Source organism: Flavobacterium aquidurense (genome assembly GCF_031458035.1).
In the GTDB taxonomy this organism is placed as follows: Bacteria; Bacteroidota; Bacteroidia; order Flavobacteriales; family Flavobacteriaceae; genus Flavobacterium; species Flavobacterium aquidurense_C.
Map to the genome: position 1 here is coordinate 169138 of NZ_JAVDXR010000007.1, position 18664 is coordinate 187801.

Genomic DNA, 18664 nt, shown 5'->3' on the forward strand with positions numbered 1-18664 from the left:
TTTTTATTTTACTTCAAAACAAAGCTTTGCGTTCTTCGCGTAATTCTTTGCGAACTTTGCGGTTAATTATAGATCTCGTAGACGCACTGCAGTGCGCCTCTACATTAAGACTTGTAAATAGAACTTTGCGGTTAAAAACATTTTTCCCTACTTTTACTATTCCAAAATTTCAAACTTCCCCCTATGAAGATACTACTTCTCGGTTCTGGCGAATTAGGCAAAGAATTTGTCATTGCCGCACAACGAATCGGACAAACTATAATCGCTGTTGACAGTTACGAAAATGCTCCGGCAATGCAAGTCGCTCACGGATTTGAAGTTATCAATATGCTCGATGGCGAAGCGCTGGACCGAATTGTAGCCAAACACAAACCTGACTTTATCGTTCCTGAAATAGAAGCCATCCGTACAGAACGCTTTTACGATTACGAAAAACAAGGAATTACCGTTGTTCCTTCAGCGAAAGCAGCTAACTTCACTATGAATCGTAAAGCCATTCGTGATTTAGCTTCAAAAGAATTAGGTTTAAAAACAGCTAAATATCAATATGCCACATCAGCTTCAGCATTGCAAAAAGCAGTTCAGGAAGTCGGAATTCCATGTGTGGTAAAACCTTTAATGTCTTCTTCCGGAAAAGGACAATCGACTATAAAAACAGAAGGCGATATCGAAAAAGCATGGCAATACGCCGTTGCAGGTTCACGTGGGGATGTTATCGAAGTGATTGTAGAAGCCTTTGTTGATTTTAATTCTGAAATAACACTTTTAACGATTACACAAAATAATAATCCAACCTTATTTTGCGCTCCAATTGGACACCGACAAGAACGCGGCGATTATCAGGAAAGCTGGCAGCCGGCTTTAGTTTCAGAAAAAGACTTGTACGAAGCGCAGGATATGGCCGAAAAAATTACCGAAGCACTTGGAGGCGCGGGACTTTTTGGTGTTGAATTTTTCTTAACCAACGACGGTGTTTATTTCTCTGAACTTTCTCCTCGCCCACACGATACCGGAATGGTAACTTTGGCCGGAACTCAAAATTTTAATGAATTCGAATTGCACTTGAGAGCCATTTTAAGTTTGCCTATTTTCGAAATTACTTTAGAAAAAGCCGGAGCAAGTGCTGTAATTCTAGCTTCTGAAGATTCAGAAAATCCAACTTTTACCGGAATAGAAAAAGTAGCCGCATTGCCAAAAACTGATTTCAGAATATTCGGAAAACCTACTTCAAGACCGTATCGCCGAATGGGAGTTGTTTTAAGTCATGATTCGTTAGCAACACCAATCGAAGAAATTGTGGAACGCGCCAAAACCACTTCAAAATTAATAACTGTAAATTCTTAAAAATGAAAAAAGCATTATTTATATTATTCCTATTTGTTGGAATCGCAGCGCAGGCTCAGGATAAAAAAACAACGGAGAAACCTCAAATTGTAGAAACAGCTTGTGGAGAATGTCAATTCGGAATGAAAGGGAATGGTTGTGATTTAGCCGTTCGCATTGATGGAAAAGCGTATTTTGTTGATGGAACAACAATTGACCAACATGGCGACGCACATGCAAAAGATGGTTTTTGCAATGCAATTCGTAAAGCATCTGTTACCGGAAAAGTAGAAAACGATCGTTTTAAAGCCACTTCATTCACTTTGATAAAAGGAAAATAATGGAGTTAATTCTTGAAAATATCGCGAAACACGTTTCACTGACTCCAGTAGAGCAAGCTCATTTTTTATCTAAATTAGAAACGAACACGTACAAAGCCAAAACCGTTTTATTAAATGCAGGCGAAGTTTGCAAACATTCGTATTTTGTAAATTCCGGAATTTTAAGAAGCTTTAATATTAACGACAATATTGTCGAACATGTTTTAGCTTTCGCTTGCCAAGGCTGGTGGATGAGCGATATGTACAGTTTCTTTTCGCAAAAACCGGGACAGCTTTTTATTGAAGTTTTAGAAGATGCGGAAGTGGTTTCTCTTTCAAAAGAAAATCAGGAACAATTGTATCTTGAAATTCCGAAACTGGAACGCTTTTTCAGAATTTTAATTGAAAACTCCTTAGTTGCCAATCAGCAAAGATTAATGGATAATTTGAGTTTACCTGCAGAAGAACGTTTTGAAAAGTTTACCGCCAAATACGGAACACTAGTTCATAAAGTTCCTCAAAAACAAATCGCTTCTTTCATCGGCGTTACACCAGAATTTTTCAGCAAAATGAAAGCAAGGCTTTTAAAGAAATAAGATTTTCCGCCACGAATTCACGAATTATTTTTTTACAATCTTTAAGAGTAAAAATTCGTGAATTCGTGGCGGAAAAAAATTAAAATTGCTCAACCTCCGTAGAATGTTTCATCGCTGTAGTTGAAGATCTTCCTATTGTTACTGTATTTTGAACTGCATCAAAATAAGAAGTCCCAACAAAAGCCTGGTGTTTTACCGCTCTGAATCCGTTTTTCTGTAGTGCAAATTCTCTTTCCTGCAATTCAGAATAACCCGCCATACCGCGTTCTTTGTATGCTTTAGACAATTCAAACATACTCGTATTCAAAGCATGGAATCCTGCCAAAGTGATGAACTGGAATTTATATCCCATAGCAGCCAAATCTTCTCTAAACGTTTCCATTTCAGCAACTGATAATTTAGCTGCCCAATTGAATGACGGAGAACAATTATATGCCAACATTTTATCTGGGAATTCTTTTCGCATGGCATCAGCAAACTTTTTAGCATATACTAAATCAGGATTACTGGTTTCCATCCAAATCAAATCGGCATATGGTGCGTAGCTTAAGCCTCTCGCAATTCCCTGATCGATACCGCTGTTTACGTAGAAAAAACCTTCGTTCGTTTTTTCGCCTGTAATAAATTTAGCATCTCTTGGATCCGCATCGCTGGTTAATAAATTAGCAGCATCGGCATCGGTTCTTGCAACAATTAAAGTCGAAACTCCCATAACATCCGCTGCCAAACGAGCCGCAATTAGTTTATTAATTGCTTCTTGCGTTGGTACTAAAACTTTTCCGCCAAGATGCCCGCATTTTTTAGCAGAACTTAACTGATCCTCAAAGTGAACTCCAGAAGCTCCGGCTTCAATCATTGACTTCATTAGTTCAAAAGCATTTAGGTTTCCCCCAAAACCAGCTTCGGCATCAGCCACAATCGGAACTAAATAATCTTTTTTATCTTCCACTTCATTTACTACCTGAATCTGATCAGCTCTCAATAAAGCGCTATTAATCTTTTTCACCACCATTGGCACACTATTTACCGGATAAAGCGATTGGTCAGGGTACATTTCTCCTGCCAAATTTGCATCGGCCGCAACTTGCCAGCCGCTTAAATATATCGCTTCTAAACCAGCATCGACTTCCTGAATCGCCTGATTTCCTGTCAATGCGCCCAAACCAGCAACATAATCCTGACTTTTTAACTTTTTCCATAATTTTTGCGCTCCCATTTTTGCAATAGAATGCTCAATTTGATACGAACCCTGAAGCGTAACTACTTCTGTAGCCGTGTAAGGACGCTCAACGCCTTTCCATCTCGGGTTCGTGATCCAATCGTTAATCAATTCCTGAATTCTGTCTTCTGTTGTTTTCATAAATAATATAGTTAAGTTGGTTAGTAAAGCGTTTTCTTTTGTTTGAGTTTAAATTTTCAACACATAGAAACATACCTTTTCTTTGTGGTTAAAGGCGTTTCACTTGTTTAAAAACGCATAGCTATGTGTGAAAATCTAGATTTTTTAAAATATCCTTTTTTTTTAATTTTAAACCTATGTTTTCTATGTGTTTAAAAACTCAGTTTATAGATATTTGTAACAAGGAATCGTCAAAAAGTCAACAAAATCAGTGTTTACTACTAATCTTTCTAATACTTTTTCGGCTAGAGGAAATTGACGTTTTTCATAGTTTTCCTCTCCTAATTCCACTTTAATTTTTTGATATTCCTCTAAAGCCAATTCGTGATAATAAGCCAAATCTAATTTCTTGTCATTATCCAAAGTGACTTTATTTTGAAGCCACTGCCACAATTGCGATCTTGAAATTTCAGCCGTTGCTGCATCTTCCATCAAATTATGTAATGCTGCGGCACCTTGACCGTTCAGCCATGAAGCCAAATATAAAACTCCTACATTGATATTTTTTCGAACACCATTTTCTGTTATGATTCCAATTGGTGGTTCAAGCAAATCAGCTTCCGTTATTTTTCGATGTTCTCTTTTAATGTGAATCTGATTTGGAGTTGGCATTCCAGCATCAAAAACCGCTTTTGCCAATGAAACCAAATCCGGATGCGCTACCCAGGTTCCGTCGTGACCGTTTCGAACTTCTCGTTCTTTATCGGTTTTTACTTTTGCGAAAGCAAGCGCATTGGCTTCTTCATTATTTTTAATCGGAATTTGTGCTGCCATGCCGCCAATAGCGTGAATTCCTCTTTTGTGGCATCTCTGAATTACCAAATTCGAATAGGCGTTCATAAAAGGCGAAGTCATATTTACCTGATCACGATCCGGAACGATGAACTTTGGATTCTTACCGAATTTCTTGATATAAGAGAAAATATAATCCCAACGCCCGCAATTCAGGCCAACGATATGTTCTTTCAATTCATAGATAATTTCATCTAATTGAAAACTTGCCGTTATCGTTTCAATTAAAACCGTCACTTTTATAGTTCCTCTTTTCAATTTTAGATAATTCTCAGTAAAATCAATTACGGTATTCCACCAACGCGCTTCCAGATAATGTTCCAATTTTGGAATGTAGAAATACGGCCCTGAATTGTTTTCTAAAAGCTTTTTATGATTATGAAACACATACAATCCAAAATCTACCAAAGAACCTGAAACTTCCTTTCCATCAATTAAAAGATGTTTTTCAGGCAAATGCAATCCTCTTGGGCGAACAATCAGCGTTGCTATTTTTTCATTTAACTGATAACTTTTGTTTTTAACGGAATCTGTATAAGAAATCGTTTTGTTTACAGCATCAATTAGGTTCATTTGTCCTTCCATCAAATTTTGCCAGGTTGGAGAAGTACTGTCTTCAAAATCGGCCATAAAAGTTTTGGCTCCCGAATTCAATGCGTTGATTATCATTTTGCGATCCACTGGTCCGGTAATCTCTACTCTTCGATCTAATAAATCCTTCGGAATTTCTCCAGCCACCCAATTACTTTCTCTAACGGTTTTGGTATCTGAAGGAAAAGAAGGCATAATACCCAGATTCAAAGCGACTTGTTTTTGATCACGTTGTAATAAAAGCAATTTACGTTGCGCTTCGAATTTTCGATGCAATTCTGTTATAAAAACAATTGCTTCTTCTGTCCAAATAGTTGGATAAGAAAGGTTCTTTTCGGCTAAAAATTCCATTGCCGTCTCGGTAATCTCTAATTGGTTTTTCATAGCTGTGGATTTTATTTTTCATTGTAATTATTAACTCTTTGAACACAATTTATTTAACACATAGAAACATGGATTATTAAACTCAACAAAGGCGTTTCACTTGCCTTAACACACATAACTATGTGTGAGGATCTTGTTTCTTTTGATTTACTTTTTTCATAAAACATAAAATCTATGTTTCTATGTGTTTAATTATTTTTTTTTAGAAATCAATTATCTAAAATTCATTTATTTTAAAACTATAATCATAACAACTTGATATCTAATAATTTCTACACCACAATATTAGAAAAAAGTTTTATACAAAACAAGCGAACGTTCGCTAAATATTAAAAATAATTTTTTGGCGATTATTTTTTAAATAGCTATATTTGATTTATGGATATCGAAAAAGACTATATAAAGCTGATATTTGGGCTAAAACTGAAGCAGGTTAGAACTCAAAAAAACCTCTCCCTTTTTGGCTTAGCCAAATTGACAAATCTTTCAAAATCGTACTTAAACGAAATTGAAAAGGGAAAAAAATATCCAAAAACAGATAAAATTTTACTTTTGTGCGAGCATTTGGACGTGGCTTACGACCAAATGGTGTCTTTAAAACTAGATAACAACCTCGCTCCGATTGGAGAAATCTTAAAATCCGGAATTTTAAAAGAGATTCCGCTTGAGCTTTTTGGAATTCAGGAAGCCGATTTAATTGACATTATTGCCAATGCTCCAGCCAAAGTCAATGCCTTTATCAGTACCATTATCGAAATTGCCCAACACTATAATTTAAGTCGCGAAAGTTTCTTTTTGGCCGCATTGCGTTCTTATCAGGAAGCGCACAGTAACTATTTTGAAGATTTAGAAGAGAAAGTAATTGAATTTTCGAAGTCGTTTCAGATTAATTTAGATCCAAAAATTAGTATTGAAGAATTAGAAGCGATTTTAAAAGAAGAATACGATTATACTATAAAAGAAATTGCTTTTTCAGATCAGGAAGCTTTGGGCGATTTACGTTCCATTTATGTTCCGAAAAGCAAAACGCTATTACTTTCAGCAGAAATTGATGATCCACAGAGGGCTTTTATTTTAGCCAAAGAAATTGCCTATAATTACTTAAAAATATCCGATCGTTTGCTGACTTTCAGCTGGATAAAATTCGAAAACTTCGATCAGGTTTTGCATAATTTTTACGCTTCCTATTTTGCCGGAGCTTTATTATTACCAAGACAATTGGTTGTTGACAAAATCAATGATTTTTTAAATAACGAAAGTCCGAACCCGGAAGAATTTGTATCTTTAATTGAAAGTTTCGAGGTTTCTCCAGAATCTTTCTATCAGAGATTAACTAATTTATTACCAAAAGATTTTCATCTGAAGAACTTATTCTTTTTAAGAATGTCGCACAGAATTGGTTCCGACGTATATAAGATTAAAAAAGAATTACATATTACCAATCAGCAGGAACCGCACGCCAACGAAACCAATGAGCATTATTGCAGAAGATGGGTTTCGGTAAAAACAATAGATGAAGCCATCAAACAAAATAAACCTCATTTTTTTGATGCTCAAATTTCGAGTTACGTTCATAGTGGAAATGAATATTTGGTTTTTTCATCAGCTACAAAAGATCCTTTTATGCAGGATACTATTCGAAGTATTTCAGTCGGAATTTTAATTAATCCGACGATGAAAAAGAAATTCAAATTCATCGAAGGAAAACCGCTTGTAAAAAGAATTGTTGGTGTAACTTGCGAGACTTGTGACGTGAAAAATTGTTTAGAAAGAGCCGCACCGCCAATTGCTTTAGAACAGAAAAAACGCCATGATAATACTGATGCAGTTGTGCAACAGTTTATAAATCAATTTAGTTAGAAATATTATGAAATATTTTACTTTAATAATCACTTTCTTTTTTATCAATTTCAACAGTCAGGAAAATGATAAGCTTAATGGCCGTTACAATTATTTAATTGAAGACAACAATTCCTATATCCAAAAAGATAAAATTACTTTTAAGGATAGTGTTTTTGTGTTTGATAACAAGTACATGCCAAAAGGAAAAATTTCTTATGGCAATATAATTCTATTGGAAAATTTTATGAATACCGATTTAATTATAAGTATTTCAAAAGATCAAATCACAAAAGATACTATTCCATTTTACATGCATGATAAGCAAAGTTCGGCTGCGAATTATCTTGACGAAGTCGTTGGAAAAGGGAAATTGATTAGGATTAAATAATTCGAGTTTCTTTTAATCTCGCAAAGACGCGAAGTCGCAAAGTTTTATTTCACTTTGAATATAATTCTCTAAATACAATCTTGTCATCTCGACGAAGGAGAGATCACACAAGCAGCTCGCCAAAGTTTGACAAATTCTGAAAACAAAATTTCTCATTTAGCCCCGATAGAAGTGGAAATCCTTTTGTGTCCGCCGCCGCGGACGCAAAAGATTGAAACGGATAGCGGGACTAGACGTCTTTTGAAAACCAAAATTTCTGCTTCAAAAAAACCTTAGAAATATCCAATCCAACATCAAAGCTCCAACGTAGCGATATTTTTCCCAATAATAACATTTCGCTCCTCTGGAGCTTTGACGATTTGCTTCATTTATTTTCTATAAACATATTGTCCCGCTGGGACTTTTTTATTTCTATTGTATTTTCTATCAACACAAAAACCTCAGCATCTTAGCCCCTCAGAACCTCAGCCCCTTTTTTCTTAACCTACATTAAGTACTTTTCCTCCATGTTGATCGTAAATTTGTACTATAAAAATAACAAAACACACAGATCATGGAAAATATAGTATTGCACAAAGCAGAAACAAGAGGAAATGCAAATCACGGATGGCTTAATGCTTACCATAGTTTTAGTTTTGCAAGCTGGTACAATCCAGACAGAATTCAGTTTGGAGCGCTTCGTGTTTTAAATGACGATACAATTGCAGGCGGAATGGGTTTTGGAACGCATCCTCATGATAATATGGAAATCATAAGTATTCCGTTAGAAGGCGATTTAGCGCACAAAGACAGCATGGGAAACACTGAAATCATCAAAAATGGTGACATTCAGGTTATGAGTGCAGGAACCGGAGTTCAACATAGTGAGTTTAATCCAAATGCAGATCAACAAACAAAATTGTTGCAAATCTGGTTGTTTCCGAACAAAAGAAATGTAGCACCACGTTACCAACAAATTACTTTAGATGTTGCCGACAGACATAATAAATTAGCACAAATTTTGTCTCCAAATGCAGATGATGATGGAGTTTGGATTCACCAGGATGCCTGGTTTAACATGGGAAATTTTGATGCCGGAATTGCAACAGAATATAAAATTAAAAAAGAAGGAAACGGGGTTTACGCTTTCGTTTTAAAAGGAAATGTAACGATCAACGGTCAGGAATTAAACACTCGTGATGCTGTTGGAATTTCTGGAACTGATATTTTGAATATAAAAGCAAACACGGATGCGGAATTCTTATTGATGGACATTCCGATGAACTATTAACCTGTACAACACAATTAATACTTTTTTTTCCAGAAACGGTAATCAATCTGAAATTCAGATTATTATCGTTTCTTTTTTGCCCAAATTTTCTCAAAACAAAAAAGAAAGATTAATTTTATAATAGAAAATTGGTCTGAATTCAAAATAAAACTAACCATTAAAATTTTCAACCATGAATCCAAATAACCTTACTAAAGAATACACAAACGGTGAAGTAACAATCGTATGGCAATCCGGAAAATGCATTCATTCTGCCAATTGCGTAAAAAACAATCCGGACGTCTTTCATCCAAAAGAAAAACCGTGGATTCTTCCTGAACAATCAACAACTGAAAAAATAATAGAAACCGTTCATAAATGTCCGTCGGGCGCTTTGACGTTTTATATGAATAATCAAAAATCCTAAGAGACCTAACAGGTTTTTAAAACCTGTTAGGTCTGGTCTGGCAAGACAACAACAATATCAATGTGATAATCAAAAAGTTATAGCATTTTTTATTTCTTAATCTAGGTTAAGTGTGTTACGCCTACTACCACCGTAACTTTGTCCTATCAAAATGAAATTAATTATTTAAAAATAAAAATTATGTCAACTACAAAATGGTCAATTGACCCAACACATTCAGAAATTGGTTTTAAAGTTAAACACATGATGTTTACAAATGTTTCAGGTAAATTTGGAACTTACGATGCAACAATTACTACAGAAGGAAATGACTTCGAAAATGCTGATATCCAATTTTCAGGAGATATTGCTTCTATCGACACTGCAAATGCAGACAGAGATGGTCACTTAAGAAGTGCTGATTTCTTTGATGCTGAAAGTCATCCAAAATTAACTTTTAAAGGTTCTTCTTTCAAAAAAATTGATGACGGAGATTACGAATTAACTGGAGATTTAACTATCAAAGGTGTTTCTAAAACAGTAAAATTCCCAGTAGAATTTAGCGGAATCATGACTGATCCTTGGGGAAATACTAAAGTAGGATTAAACATTGAAGGAAAAATCAATCGTAAAGATTGGGGCTTAAACTGGAACTCAGCTCTTGAAACTGGTGGTGTTTTGGTTGGAGAAGAAGTTCGCCTGAACATTGAATTACAATTTGTAAAACAAGCTTAATCATAGATTTTCAATTTAATTTGGTTGGTTGAAAACCCTGTACTTCCAAGGAAGTGCAGGGTTTTCTTTTTTTTGGTTTGCCACGACCCGAGCGATAGCGAACAGGCGGAGCAATTACACGAATTTCACGAATTATTCTTTTTTGCCACAGATTAAAAGATTCTATGGATTTTAAAATCTGTGAAAATCTTTTAATCTGTGGCAAAAAATATTTACGCTTTTTGAGAAAAAAATTCGTGAAAATTTGTGAATTGCTTCGCCTGTTCGCTATCGCTCGGGTCGTGGCTAAAAAAAATCATCGCAAAGTATTCCGAAATTCTGTGGGAGACATTCCGGTTTGTTTTTTGAAAAATCTGGAGAAATAAGAGTAATCTTCGTATCCGACTCCAAACGCAACTTCGTTTACCGCTAATTGTTTATCGATTAACATTCTTTTTATTTCCAGAATTACCCGATCCATAATGACTTCTGTGGCTGTTTTTTGTAGAATTTCATTGCAGATTCTATTTAAATGCTTGAGCGTGATATTTAATTTTTCAGCGTAAAAGGATGGCAGTTTTTCCTGTCTGAAATATTGTTCCAAAAGCAATTCAAATTTGTTGATTTTAATATTGTACGAATGCGTTTGATGCGAATAGGTCTCACTGTATTTTCTGGAAATTTCAATATGAATGCAATCTAATAAATTCAGCATTTTATCCAATTGAAATTTGTTATTCTGATTGTTTTCCTGAATCAGCAAATCAAAATAAGGCAGGATTTTCAGAATTTCATTTTCTTCAAAAGCCATTTCCGGCCGGTTATGAATGGAATGGTAAAAATTATATTCGTTGATTTTTTTCTGTCCGAAGTATAAATTGTAAAGTTCCTGAGAAAAAATAATCACAAAACCTTCAATATCTTCAGACAAACTCCAATGGTGCATTTGCCCAGGCTGAAGAACAAATAAACTCCCTCTTTTTATTTCAAATTGATCAAAATCGACTTCATGCATTCCCGATCCATTTGTAAAAAAAACCATTAAATAGGAATCGTGCCGATGTGGCTCTTCTACAAAACTGTGGCTTTTTAAATGCTCTGCGAAAGTATTGACATAAAAATCTCGATGAACATCATTACAACTGAAATTCTTTACACTATAAATTGGATATTTTTTCATATTTAGGATATTCTTTAACTATGGGGTGAAATGCTTAAAAATTTAATAAAACACATAGAAACATAGATTTTATATTTTGAAAAAAGTAAATCAAAAGAAACTAGTTTCTCATACATAGCTATGTTTGTTAATGCAAGTGAAACACCTTTTTTAAGTTCAACAATCTATGTTTCTATGTGTTTAAAATAATTACACTTAATGGGTTTATTTATGAATTCTGAAATTGTCATTTCTGATTTTGGAATTTGGATTTTTTTTATTGGAATTTGAATCAAAATGTCTTTATTATGCTATAAGTAGCGAAGATATAAAAAAGACTTATAATAGATTCTAAAATACCTTTGTAGAAATAAAAAATAACAAAGTCATGTCAAATACATTAACTCATATTTTAAGCAACGAATGTCCGAATTGTCATAAAGGAAAAGTTTTTAAAGACAAAAACATCTTTCTGAATTTCGGTTTCCCGAAAATGAATGAATATTGCAGTCATTGTCATTATAAATTTCAAAAAGAACCTGGATATTTCTTTGGAGCGATGTATGTAAATTACGGATTGACAGTTGCGCAAGGTATTGCTACTTATTGTGTTGCTCAGTTTTTCTTTGAGCAGACTTTCGATTTGCGAATCATTCCAATTATTGCCGTTGTAATTATTAGTCTGTCATTTTTTAATCTCAGATTTTCCCGATTATTATGGATTTATATGTTTAAGGATTATACGAGCTAAAAAAGTATTATTTTTGCCTTTCAATTGAAACTAAAAATTCAACTTTAAATTAGACAAATGAAAGCATACGTATTTCCGGGTCAGGGCGCACAGTTTACAGGAATGGGCAAAGACTTATATGAATCATCGGCTTTAGCCAAAGAACTATTCGAAAAAGCTAACGAAATCTTAGGTTTTAGAATTACAGATATTATGTTTGAAGGCACTGCCGAAGAACTAAAAGAAACTAAAGTGACTCAGCCAGCAGTATTTTTACATTCTGTTATTTTGGCTAAAACTTTAGGCGAAGATTTCAAACCTGAAATGGTTGCAGGACATTCTTTAGGTGAATTTTCAGCTTTGGTTGCCAACGGAACTTTATCTTTTGAAGATGGCCTTAAATTAGTTTCACAACGTGCTTTGGCCATGCAAAAAGCCTGTGAAATCACTCCATCTACAATGGCTGCTGTTTTAGGTTTAGCTGATAATGTTGTTGAAGAAGTTTGTGCTTCTATCGACGGAATTGTAGTTGCTGCAAATTACAACTGCCCAGGACAATTAGTAATTTCCGGAGAAACTTCAGCGGTTGAAAAAGCTTGCGAAGCCATGAAAGCGGCGGGCGCAAAACGCGCTTTAATTTTACCTGTTGGAGGTGCATTTCACTCACCAATGATGGAACCTGCTAGAGAAGAATTGGCTGCAGCAATTGAAGCAACAACTTTCTCTACTCCTATTTGTCCAGTATATCAAAATGTTACAGCAAATGCTGTTTCTGACGCAAACGAAATCAAAAAGAACTTAATTATACAATTGACTGCTCCGGTAAAATGGACGCAATCTGTACAGCAAATGATCGCTGACGGCGCTACTTTATTTACAGAAGTTGGTCCCGGAAAAGTATTAGCTGGCTTGATTAATAAAATTGATAAGGAAGCGGTTACGGCCAATGCTTAATTTTTAGTATTCAGTCGCGGTTTTAAGTTTTCAGTTTAAAACTACACCTAAAAACAAATCCTCATGAACATCTGTTCGTGAGGATTTGTTTTTAAAGCTCTTTTGCTTCTATGCAATAATTATTTATAATTCCCGTGATCAAATAATTTTGATCTCTTTTTTCAAAAAAAATATACCAAGTTGTTCTAGCGTTAGCCTTGTAAAAAACATAATTCAAACCTAAATGTTGAATTGGCATTGGTGTTCTTTTATGCGAAGTCTTTTTTATTCTTTCAGGAATAACATTATAAATATTGGAAACATATTGTATTGCAGATTCGATAAATCCAAAATACTCTTTTTTATATAAAATAATAACTAAATCATCAAGATAATGAATTACGCTTGGTGTAAAAATAATTTCTATTTCCCCCACCATTCTCTAATTCTTCTAATTGATTTAGCTTTTGCCTCTTCTAATGTCAATCCTTTTGCAAACTCAGCGTCAAAATCAAAAGTCTCGCGATCTATTCCTTTAAATTCAGGTTTCTGAATTTCATATTCAATTCTAGGCTCTTCGACCTTATCATTCTTTTTATTTTCCTCGTTTTGCTTCATGATTCCTACATTTTAATCTTACAAAAATACAAAATAAATTGAAATAAAAATCCCAAATAATCTAAATTGATTAATTGGGATTTCTTTATGTACGAAAGACGCACTGCTGTGCGTCTCTACTGAAAACTTATTAAGAGCGAACTTTCTGTTCCCATTTCCAGGCACTTGCCATTGCTTCGTCTAAGCTTAATTCTGCTTTCCAACCTAAAACATTGTTTGCTTTGTCTGTATTTGCATACGCTTCGGTAATATCACCTTCGCGACGCGGCATTATTTTGTATGGTAATTTTTTATCGCTTACTTTTTCGAAACTATGAATCACTTCAAGAACCGAACTTCCTTTTCCTGTTCCTAAATTAAAGGTTTCTACTTTTTGCAAATTCTTTTTATTGAACAAACGCTGCAGTGCAATCACGTGCGCTTTTGCCAAGTCTACAACGTGTATATAATCACGAACAGCAGTTCCGTCAGGAGTTGGGTAATCATCTCCAAAAACTGATAATTCTTTACGCAATCCAACACCTGTTTGTGTAATAAAAGGCACTAAATTTTGCGGAACACCTAAAGGTAACTCTCCAATTTCAGTGCTTGAATGTGCTCCAACCGGATTGAAATAACGTAATAAAATGGCACTGATATTAGTCACCTTGGCTGTATCTGTAATAATTTCTTCTCCAATTTGCTTCGTATTTCCATAAGGAGACATCGCTGCCTGAATAGGAGCATCTTCAGTGATCGGCATTTTTTCGGCTTGACCGTAAACTGTACAAGACGAACTGAAAATAAAACTTGCCTCTGGTTTTTGCTGTAATTCCTGTAAAAGATATACCAAACTGCTAATGTTGTTTTCGTAATATAACAACGGATTTTCAACACTTTCTCCAACTGCCTTTGAAGCGGCAAAATGAATTATTCCTGTAACATCATTATGTTTTTTAAAGAAATCCTGAACTGACGCTTTTTCTCTTAAATCTAATTTTTCGAATAAAGGTATTTTTCCTGTAATATTCGTAATTCCTTTTAAAACATCTTCTGTAGAATTCGAAAGATTATCAATTATCACTACTTCAAAGCCTTCATTTTGCAATTCGACTACAGTGTGAGAACCAATAAATCCTAATCCTCCTGTTACTAATACTTTCATTTTTTGGTTGTTTTGTCCTGTTGTTTATTTGGTTGAATTATTCTTATTTATTTAAAAATTCTAAAACAGAATCTGTAATGAATTTAATTTGCTCATCGTCAAGTTCTGTATGCATCGGTAATGCGATAACTTCTTTCACCAATTGATTTGTTACTGGAAATTGTTCTTCTTTATAACGAGTATCTACATAGGCTTTTTGTGAGTGCAACGGAATTGGATAATAAATTGCACACGGAATTGCTTTATCCAATAAATGCTGCATCAAAGCATTTCTGTCTGCATCTATAATTCTTAACACATATTGATGAAAAACGTGATCATTTTCGTTTGCATCAAATTCTGGTGTGATAATGTGTGCATTTCCTGCGAAAGCCGCATTGTATTTTGAAGCCGCAAAACGACGCGCTGCATTATATTCATCTAAAAGAGGCAATTTTGCATTTAAAACTCCTGCCTGAATACTATCTAAACGAGAATTTACGCCAACAACATCATGATGATAACGCTCATACATTCCGTGATTTACGATTCCACGGATAGTGTGTGCCAATTTATCATCGTTTGTAAAAATCGCTCCTCCATCTCCATAACAACCTAGGTTTTTAGATGGAAAAAATGACGTTGCAGCAACGTGACCAATAACTCCTACTTTGCTTTTTGTACCCGATTTTGAAATGTAATCGGCACCAATTGCCTGAGCATTATCTTCGATTACATATAAATTATGTTCCGCAGCAATTTCCATAATTGCATCCATATTTGCCGCGCGGCCAAATAAGTGTACCGGAACAATTGCTTTTGTTTTTGGCGTAATTGCTTTTTTAATAGCATCAATATCGATGTTCATATTTGTCATATCAACATCGACCAAAACCGGTGTCAATTGCAATAAAGCGATTACCTCAACAGTCGCTGCAAAAGTAAAATCGGCAGTAATTACCTCATCTCCTGGTTTTAAATCCAGACCCATCATGGCAATTTGCAAAGCATCAGTTCCATTTGCACACGGAATCACGTGTTTTGCTCCTAAATAATCTTCAAGATTTTTTTGAAATTGATGAACCAATGGTCCGTTTATATAAGTATTTGTATCTAAAACTTCCTGAATTGAAGCATCAACGGTAGATTTTATTTTCTCGTATTGACTCTTTAAGTCAACCATTTGAATTTTTTTCATTTGTCTTTATTTATTTAAAACTTTGAGATTGGATTTTAAAACTAATCTCGAAAACGAGGAACAAAAATAGTTATTTAATAGCTTTGGACAATGAAAATAATCGAAAGAAGCGTAATTTAGCGCCAAAATTACAGATATGCTTTTTCTATACAATTTGGTTATTTCTATTGCAGGGTTTTTTCTGAAAATTGTAGCTCTTTTTAGTCCGAAAATCAAGCTTTTTATTGATGGAAGAAAAAATGTTTTTTCAATTTTAGAAGAAAAAATAAAACCAACAGACAAGACTATCTGGTTTCATTCAGCCTCACTTGGCGAATACGAACAAGGATTACCTGTTATTGAAAAAATAAAAGAGAAATACCCTTCTTATAAAATCATTGTTACTTTTTTCTCCCCTTCAGGTTACGAAGTACGTAAAAACAACACAGTTGCGGATGTTACAATTTACTTGCCATTGGACACCAAAAGCAACGCAAAAAAGTTTTTAAAACTGGTTCATCCCGAATTGGCATTCTTTATCAAATATGAATTTTGGCTGAATTATTTAAAAGAATTAGAAAAAAGTAGAATTCCGACCTATTTGATTTCCGGAATTTTCAGAGACAATCAGATGTTTTTTAAATGGTATGGCGGGTTTTACAGAAAAGCACTAAATGCCTTCACTTATTTTTTTGTTCAGAATGAAAGTTCAAAGAAAAAGATAGAAGCAATCGGATTTAAAAATGTCATTGTTTCTGGAGATACCCGTTTCGATCGCGTTGCAGCAATTCTCGAAAGAGACAATACAGTTGATTTTATAGAAAAATTCACAAACAACGCTCCAACTATTGTAATTGGAAGTTCATGGCCAAAAGATGAAGCTTTACTTGCTGAATACATTAATCAGGCTCCGGAGAATGTAAAATTCATTATTGCTCCGCATAACATTAAACAAGAACAGATTTCAAGTTTAAAATCTCAGATAACTAAATCGATGGTTTTGTTTTCTGAAAAAGACACTGTTGCCGATTTATCACATTATAACGTCTTTATCATCGACACAGTTGGTTTACTAACCAAAATATACAGCTACGGAACAATCGCCTATGTTGGCGGAGGATTTGGAAACCCCGGGATTCACAATATACTGGAACCCGCGACCTTTGGAATCCCAATTGTAATTGGCCCTAATTATTCAAATTTTGCAGAAGCAGTTGAACTGGTAAAAATTGGAGGCTGCACTGTAATTTCAAATAGCATAGAATTAAAACAAAACCTTGATCGATTACTTTTGGATGAAAATTATCTAAAAGAAAAAAGCCAAATCTGTAAATCATACATTCAGGACAATAAAGGCGCTACAAACAGCATCATGAAAATCGTTTTGTAAGGACTTAAAATCAGCAAAACTGCATTTCGATAATAAGCTTAACATAAAAATGGCTTAAATCGCAGTATTTTAACCTTAGAAGCTTACGTAATAATCAGCCAAAAGCCAAATAAAGTGCAAATAAGAGAATCAAAATAGCCAATTCTCTTATAGAATATGCAACAAAAAATAATTTAGACGAAAAATTCAATAATATAACATTTTTTTAGTATTTTGGCATATTCTTTGATAAATAAGATAATCGTGAGTAAGGAAAATATTTTAAAAAAAAAGTGAAAAAATATTTTACATATTAAAAAATTTATATCTTTGCCACGAATTAATAATTAACCTTTTATAATAAAGTAAGATGAAAAAAGTATTTTTAAGTTTAGCTGTTGTTGCTGTTTTAACTGTTGTTTCTTGTAAAAAAGCTGATGCTGCTGCTGAGCCAGCTGTAGATTCTACTGCTGTTGCTGTTGATTCTGCTGCTGCTGTAGTTGATTCTGCTGCTGCAACTGTTGATTCTGCTGCTGCTAAAGTTGACTCTGCTGCTGCTAAAGTAGAAGAAGTAAAAAAATAATTAGAACCTAAGTTCTAAAAATTTTAAAACCATCCTTGAGATGGTTTTTTTTTGCTCAAAATTTAAAAAATTCCAATAAAAAAATTCCAAACTCCAACAACACACACTGTGCTATTTGGAATTTGGAATTTTTTAATATTGGAATTTTATTTTTTATTCCATTTCATCCTCAACCACTTCTTCATCTTCAAAAATCGAATCATTGGACGAGAAATCTAAAATTTCTGCTCTAGACGCATAAGTAACAATTTCTTTTATTCCTTTTTGCAAAAGCAATTCTGTAGTATATTTTCGGCTTGTAGCAAAGTGAATCTCCCCCAGCATCAATTTAAAAAAATACTTACCACCCGAGCCTTTAAATTTCAAAAACTTAGCAGCATCCGTATTTAGCTTAAATTTCTCAATATCCTCTTCACATTCAAATTTCAACTCATAACTTAAACTAGTAAATATCACCTTCCCTTTTCTGGAAGTGAAAACAAATTTATATTCATCATTAAATCTTTTACTGATTACGAAAGCACCCATATTTATATTTCAGATTTTTGATTTTTGATTTTTGATTTTTGGACTCTCGGACTCTTGAATTCTTAAACTCTTGGACCCTTAGACTCTTGGACCCTTAGACTTCCGACCCCTTAGCACCTCAGAACCTCAGAACCTTAGAACCTCAGAACCTTAGAACCTTAGAATCTTAGAACCTTAAATTTACAGCATAAAAAAAGCCCCTTCAAAAGAAGAGGCTTTAGTACTCAGAGCGGGACTTGAACCCGCACGAACATTGCTGTTCACTGGATTTTAAGTCCAGCGTGTCTACCAATTTCACCATCCGAGCATTATATAATTTTGAGCGAAAAACGGGGCTCGAACCCGCGACCTCGACCTTGGCAAGGTCGCGCTCTACCAACTGAGCTATTTTCGCGTTTCAAATTTTTGTAAGAACTGCAACACCAAACTTGTTTCGTATT

Annotated in this window: 20 protein-coding genes and 2 tRNA genes; 12 read left to right on the plus strand and 10 right to left on the minus strand. The window is 34.4% G+C overall.

The window, feature by feature from the left end; genetic code table 11:
- Positions 1-183 precede the first annotated feature (183 nt).
- Genes purT through J2X17_RS12940 form a run of 3 tightly spaced genes read left to right on the plus strand, consistent with a single transcriptional unit; the run spans position 184 to position 2239 of the window.
- A complete protein-coding gene (gene purT / locus J2X17_RS12930) occupies positions 184-1344 on the plus strand; it encodes a formate-dependent phosphoribosylglycinamide formyltransferase (protein WP_310298633.1) in 1161 nt (386 codons plus the stop codon).
- Positions 1345-1346: 2 nt separating this feature from the next.
- On the plus strand, positions 1347-1664 hold the full coding sequence (locus tag J2X17_RS12935) for a DUF6370 family protein (RefSeq protein ID WP_310298636.1): 318 nt from the start codon (positions 1347-1349) through the stop codon (positions 1662-1664).
- Positions 1664-2239 carry a Crp/Fnr family transcriptional regulator gene (locus tag J2X17_RS12940; RefSeq protein WP_310298639.1) on the plus strand — a complete coding sequence of 192 codons (576 nt, stop codon included), beginning with the start codon at positions 1664-1666 and terminating at the stop codon, positions 2237-2239. The genes J2X17_RS12935 and J2X17_RS12940 overlap by 1 nt, the downstream gene beginning before the upstream one ends.
- A gap of 79 nt (positions 2240-2318) precedes the next feature.
- Here J2X17_RS12940 and aceA read toward each other — a convergent pair whose 3' ends face one another.
- Together aceA and aceB are read right to left on the minus strand one after the other, a co-directional pair.
- Positions 2319-3599, minus strand: coding sequence for an isocitrate lyase (gene aceA, locus J2X17_RS12945; protein ID WP_310298642.1), 1281 nt, complete (start codon positions 3597-3599; stop codon positions 2319-2321).
- A 204-nt stretch (positions 3600-3803) separates the two neighbouring features.
- Positions 3804-5405, minus strand: a complete 1602-nt coding sequence (gene aceB / locus J2X17_RS12950; RefSeq protein WP_310298645.1) for a malate synthase A — start codon at positions 5403-5405, stop codon at positions 3804-3806.
- Between the two features lie 378 nt (positions 5406-5783).
- On the opposite strand from aceB, the gene J2X17_RS12955 reads away from it, so the two are divergent.
- From J2X17_RS12955 to J2X17_RS12975, 5 genes are all read left to right on the plus strand, one after another.
- Positions 5784-7265, plus strand: coding sequence for a helix-turn-helix domain-containing protein (locus J2X17_RS12955; protein ID WP_310298648.1), 1482 nt, complete (start codon positions 5784-5786; stop codon positions 7263-7265).
- A gap of 7 nt (positions 7266-7272) precedes the next feature.
- Entirely contained in the window at positions 7273-7635 is a 363-nt protein-coding gene (locus J2X17_RS12960) for a hypothetical protein (protein WP_310298651.1), read from the plus strand.
- Between the two features lie 553 nt (positions 7636-8188).
- Entirely contained in the window at positions 8189-8905 is a 717-nt protein-coding gene (locus J2X17_RS12965; protein WP_310298654.1) for a pirin family protein, read from the plus strand.
- A gap of 172 nt (positions 8906-9077) precedes the next feature.
- Positions 9078-9311, plus strand: coding sequence for a (4Fe-4S)-binding protein (locus tag J2X17_RS12970; protein ID WP_310298657.1), 234 nt, complete (start codon positions 9078-9080; stop codon positions 9309-9311).
- 180 nt (positions 9312-9491) lie between these two features.
- Complete coding sequence (locus tag J2X17_RS12975; protein ID WP_310298661.1) at positions 9492-10025, plus strand: YceI family protein; 534 nt, start codon at positions 9492-9494, stop codon at positions 10023-10025.
- A 295-nt stretch (positions 10026-10320) separates the two neighbouring features.
- Here J2X17_RS12975 and J2X17_RS12980 read toward each other — a convergent pair whose 3' ends face one another.
- Positions 10321-11184 carry a helix-turn-helix domain-containing protein gene (locus J2X17_RS12980; protein WP_310298664.1) on the minus strand — a complete coding sequence of 288 codons (864 nt, stop codon included), beginning with the start codon at positions 11182-11184 and terminating at the stop codon, positions 10321-10323.
- A gap of 367 nt (positions 11185-11551) precedes the next feature.
- Here J2X17_RS12980 and J2X17_RS12985 point away from each other — a divergent pair, with 367 nt between their 5' ends.
- Positions 11552-11914: a DUF983 domain-containing protein gene (locus J2X17_RS12985; RefSeq protein WP_310298667.1), complete on the plus strand. Its 363-nt coding sequence runs from the start codon at positions 11552-11554 to the stop codon at positions 11912-11914.
- 57 nt (positions 11915-11971) lie between these two features.
- The gene (fabD, locus tag J2X17_RS12990) at positions 11972-12847 is read left to right on the plus strand and encodes an ACP S-malonyltransferase (protein ID WP_310298670.1); all 876 of its coding nucleotides are present in this window, start codon (positions 11972-11974) and stop codon (positions 12845-12847) included.
- Between the two features lie 91 nt (positions 12848-12938).
- Here fabD and J2X17_RS12995 read toward each other — a convergent pair whose 3' ends face one another.
- From J2X17_RS12995 to J2X17_RS13010, 4 genes are all read right to left on the minus strand, one after another.
- On the minus strand, positions 12939-13265 hold the full coding sequence (locus J2X17_RS12995; protein ID WP_310298673.1) for a hypothetical protein: 327 nt from the start codon (positions 13263-13265) through the stop codon (positions 12939-12941).
- On the minus strand, positions 13250-13444 hold the full coding sequence (locus J2X17_RS13000) for a hypothetical protein (RefSeq protein ID WP_310298675.1): 195 nt from the start codon (positions 13442-13444) through the stop codon (positions 13250-13252). The genes J2X17_RS12995 and J2X17_RS13000 overlap by 16 nt, the downstream gene beginning before the upstream one ends.
- 130 nt (positions 13445-13574) lie before the next feature.
- Positions 13575-14588 carry a UDP-glucose 4-epimerase GalE gene (gene galE, locus J2X17_RS13005; protein ID WP_310298678.1) on the minus strand — a complete coding sequence of 338 codons (1014 nt, stop codon included), beginning with the start codon at positions 14586-14588 and terminating at the stop codon, positions 13575-13577.
- Positions 14589-14631: 43 nt separating this feature from the next.
- Positions 14632-15765 (minus strand): DegT/DnrJ/EryC1/StrS family aminotransferase, encoded by a 1134-nt coding sequence (locus J2X17_RS13010; RefSeq protein WP_310298681.1) that lies wholly within the window; start codon positions 15763-15765, stop codon positions 14632-14634.
- A gap of 136 nt (positions 15766-15901) precedes the next feature.
- Between J2X17_RS13010 and J2X17_RS13015 the strand changes: the two genes are divergently transcribed.
- Entirely contained in the window at positions 15902-17134 is a 1233-nt protein-coding gene (locus J2X17_RS13015; RefSeq protein WP_310298684.1) for a 3-deoxy-D-manno-octulosonic acid transferase, read from the plus strand.
- A 349-nt stretch (positions 17135-17483) separates the two neighbouring features.
- Entirely contained in the window at positions 17484-17696 is a 213-nt protein-coding gene (locus tag J2X17_RS13020; RefSeq protein ID WP_026985591.1) for a PG1828 family lipoprotein, read from the plus strand.
- Positions 17697-17849: 153 nt separating this feature from the next.
- Here J2X17_RS13020 and J2X17_RS13025 read toward each other — a convergent pair whose 3' ends face one another.
- From J2X17_RS13025 to J2X17_RS13035, 3 genes are all read right to left on the minus strand, one after another.
- The gene (locus J2X17_RS13025; protein WP_310298689.1) at positions 17850-18224 is read right to left on the minus strand and encodes a DUF1508 domain-containing protein; all 375 of its coding nucleotides are present in this window, start codon (positions 18222-18224) and stop codon (positions 17850-17852) included.
- Positions 18225-18445: 221 nt separating this feature from the next.
- Positions 18446-18531, minus strand: a tRNA-Leu gene (locus tag J2X17_RS13030).
- Positions 18532-18545: 14 nt separating this feature from the next.
- Positions 18546-18618, minus strand: a tRNA-Gly gene (locus J2X17_RS13035).
- Between the last annotated feature and the right edge of the window lie 46 nt (positions 18619-18664).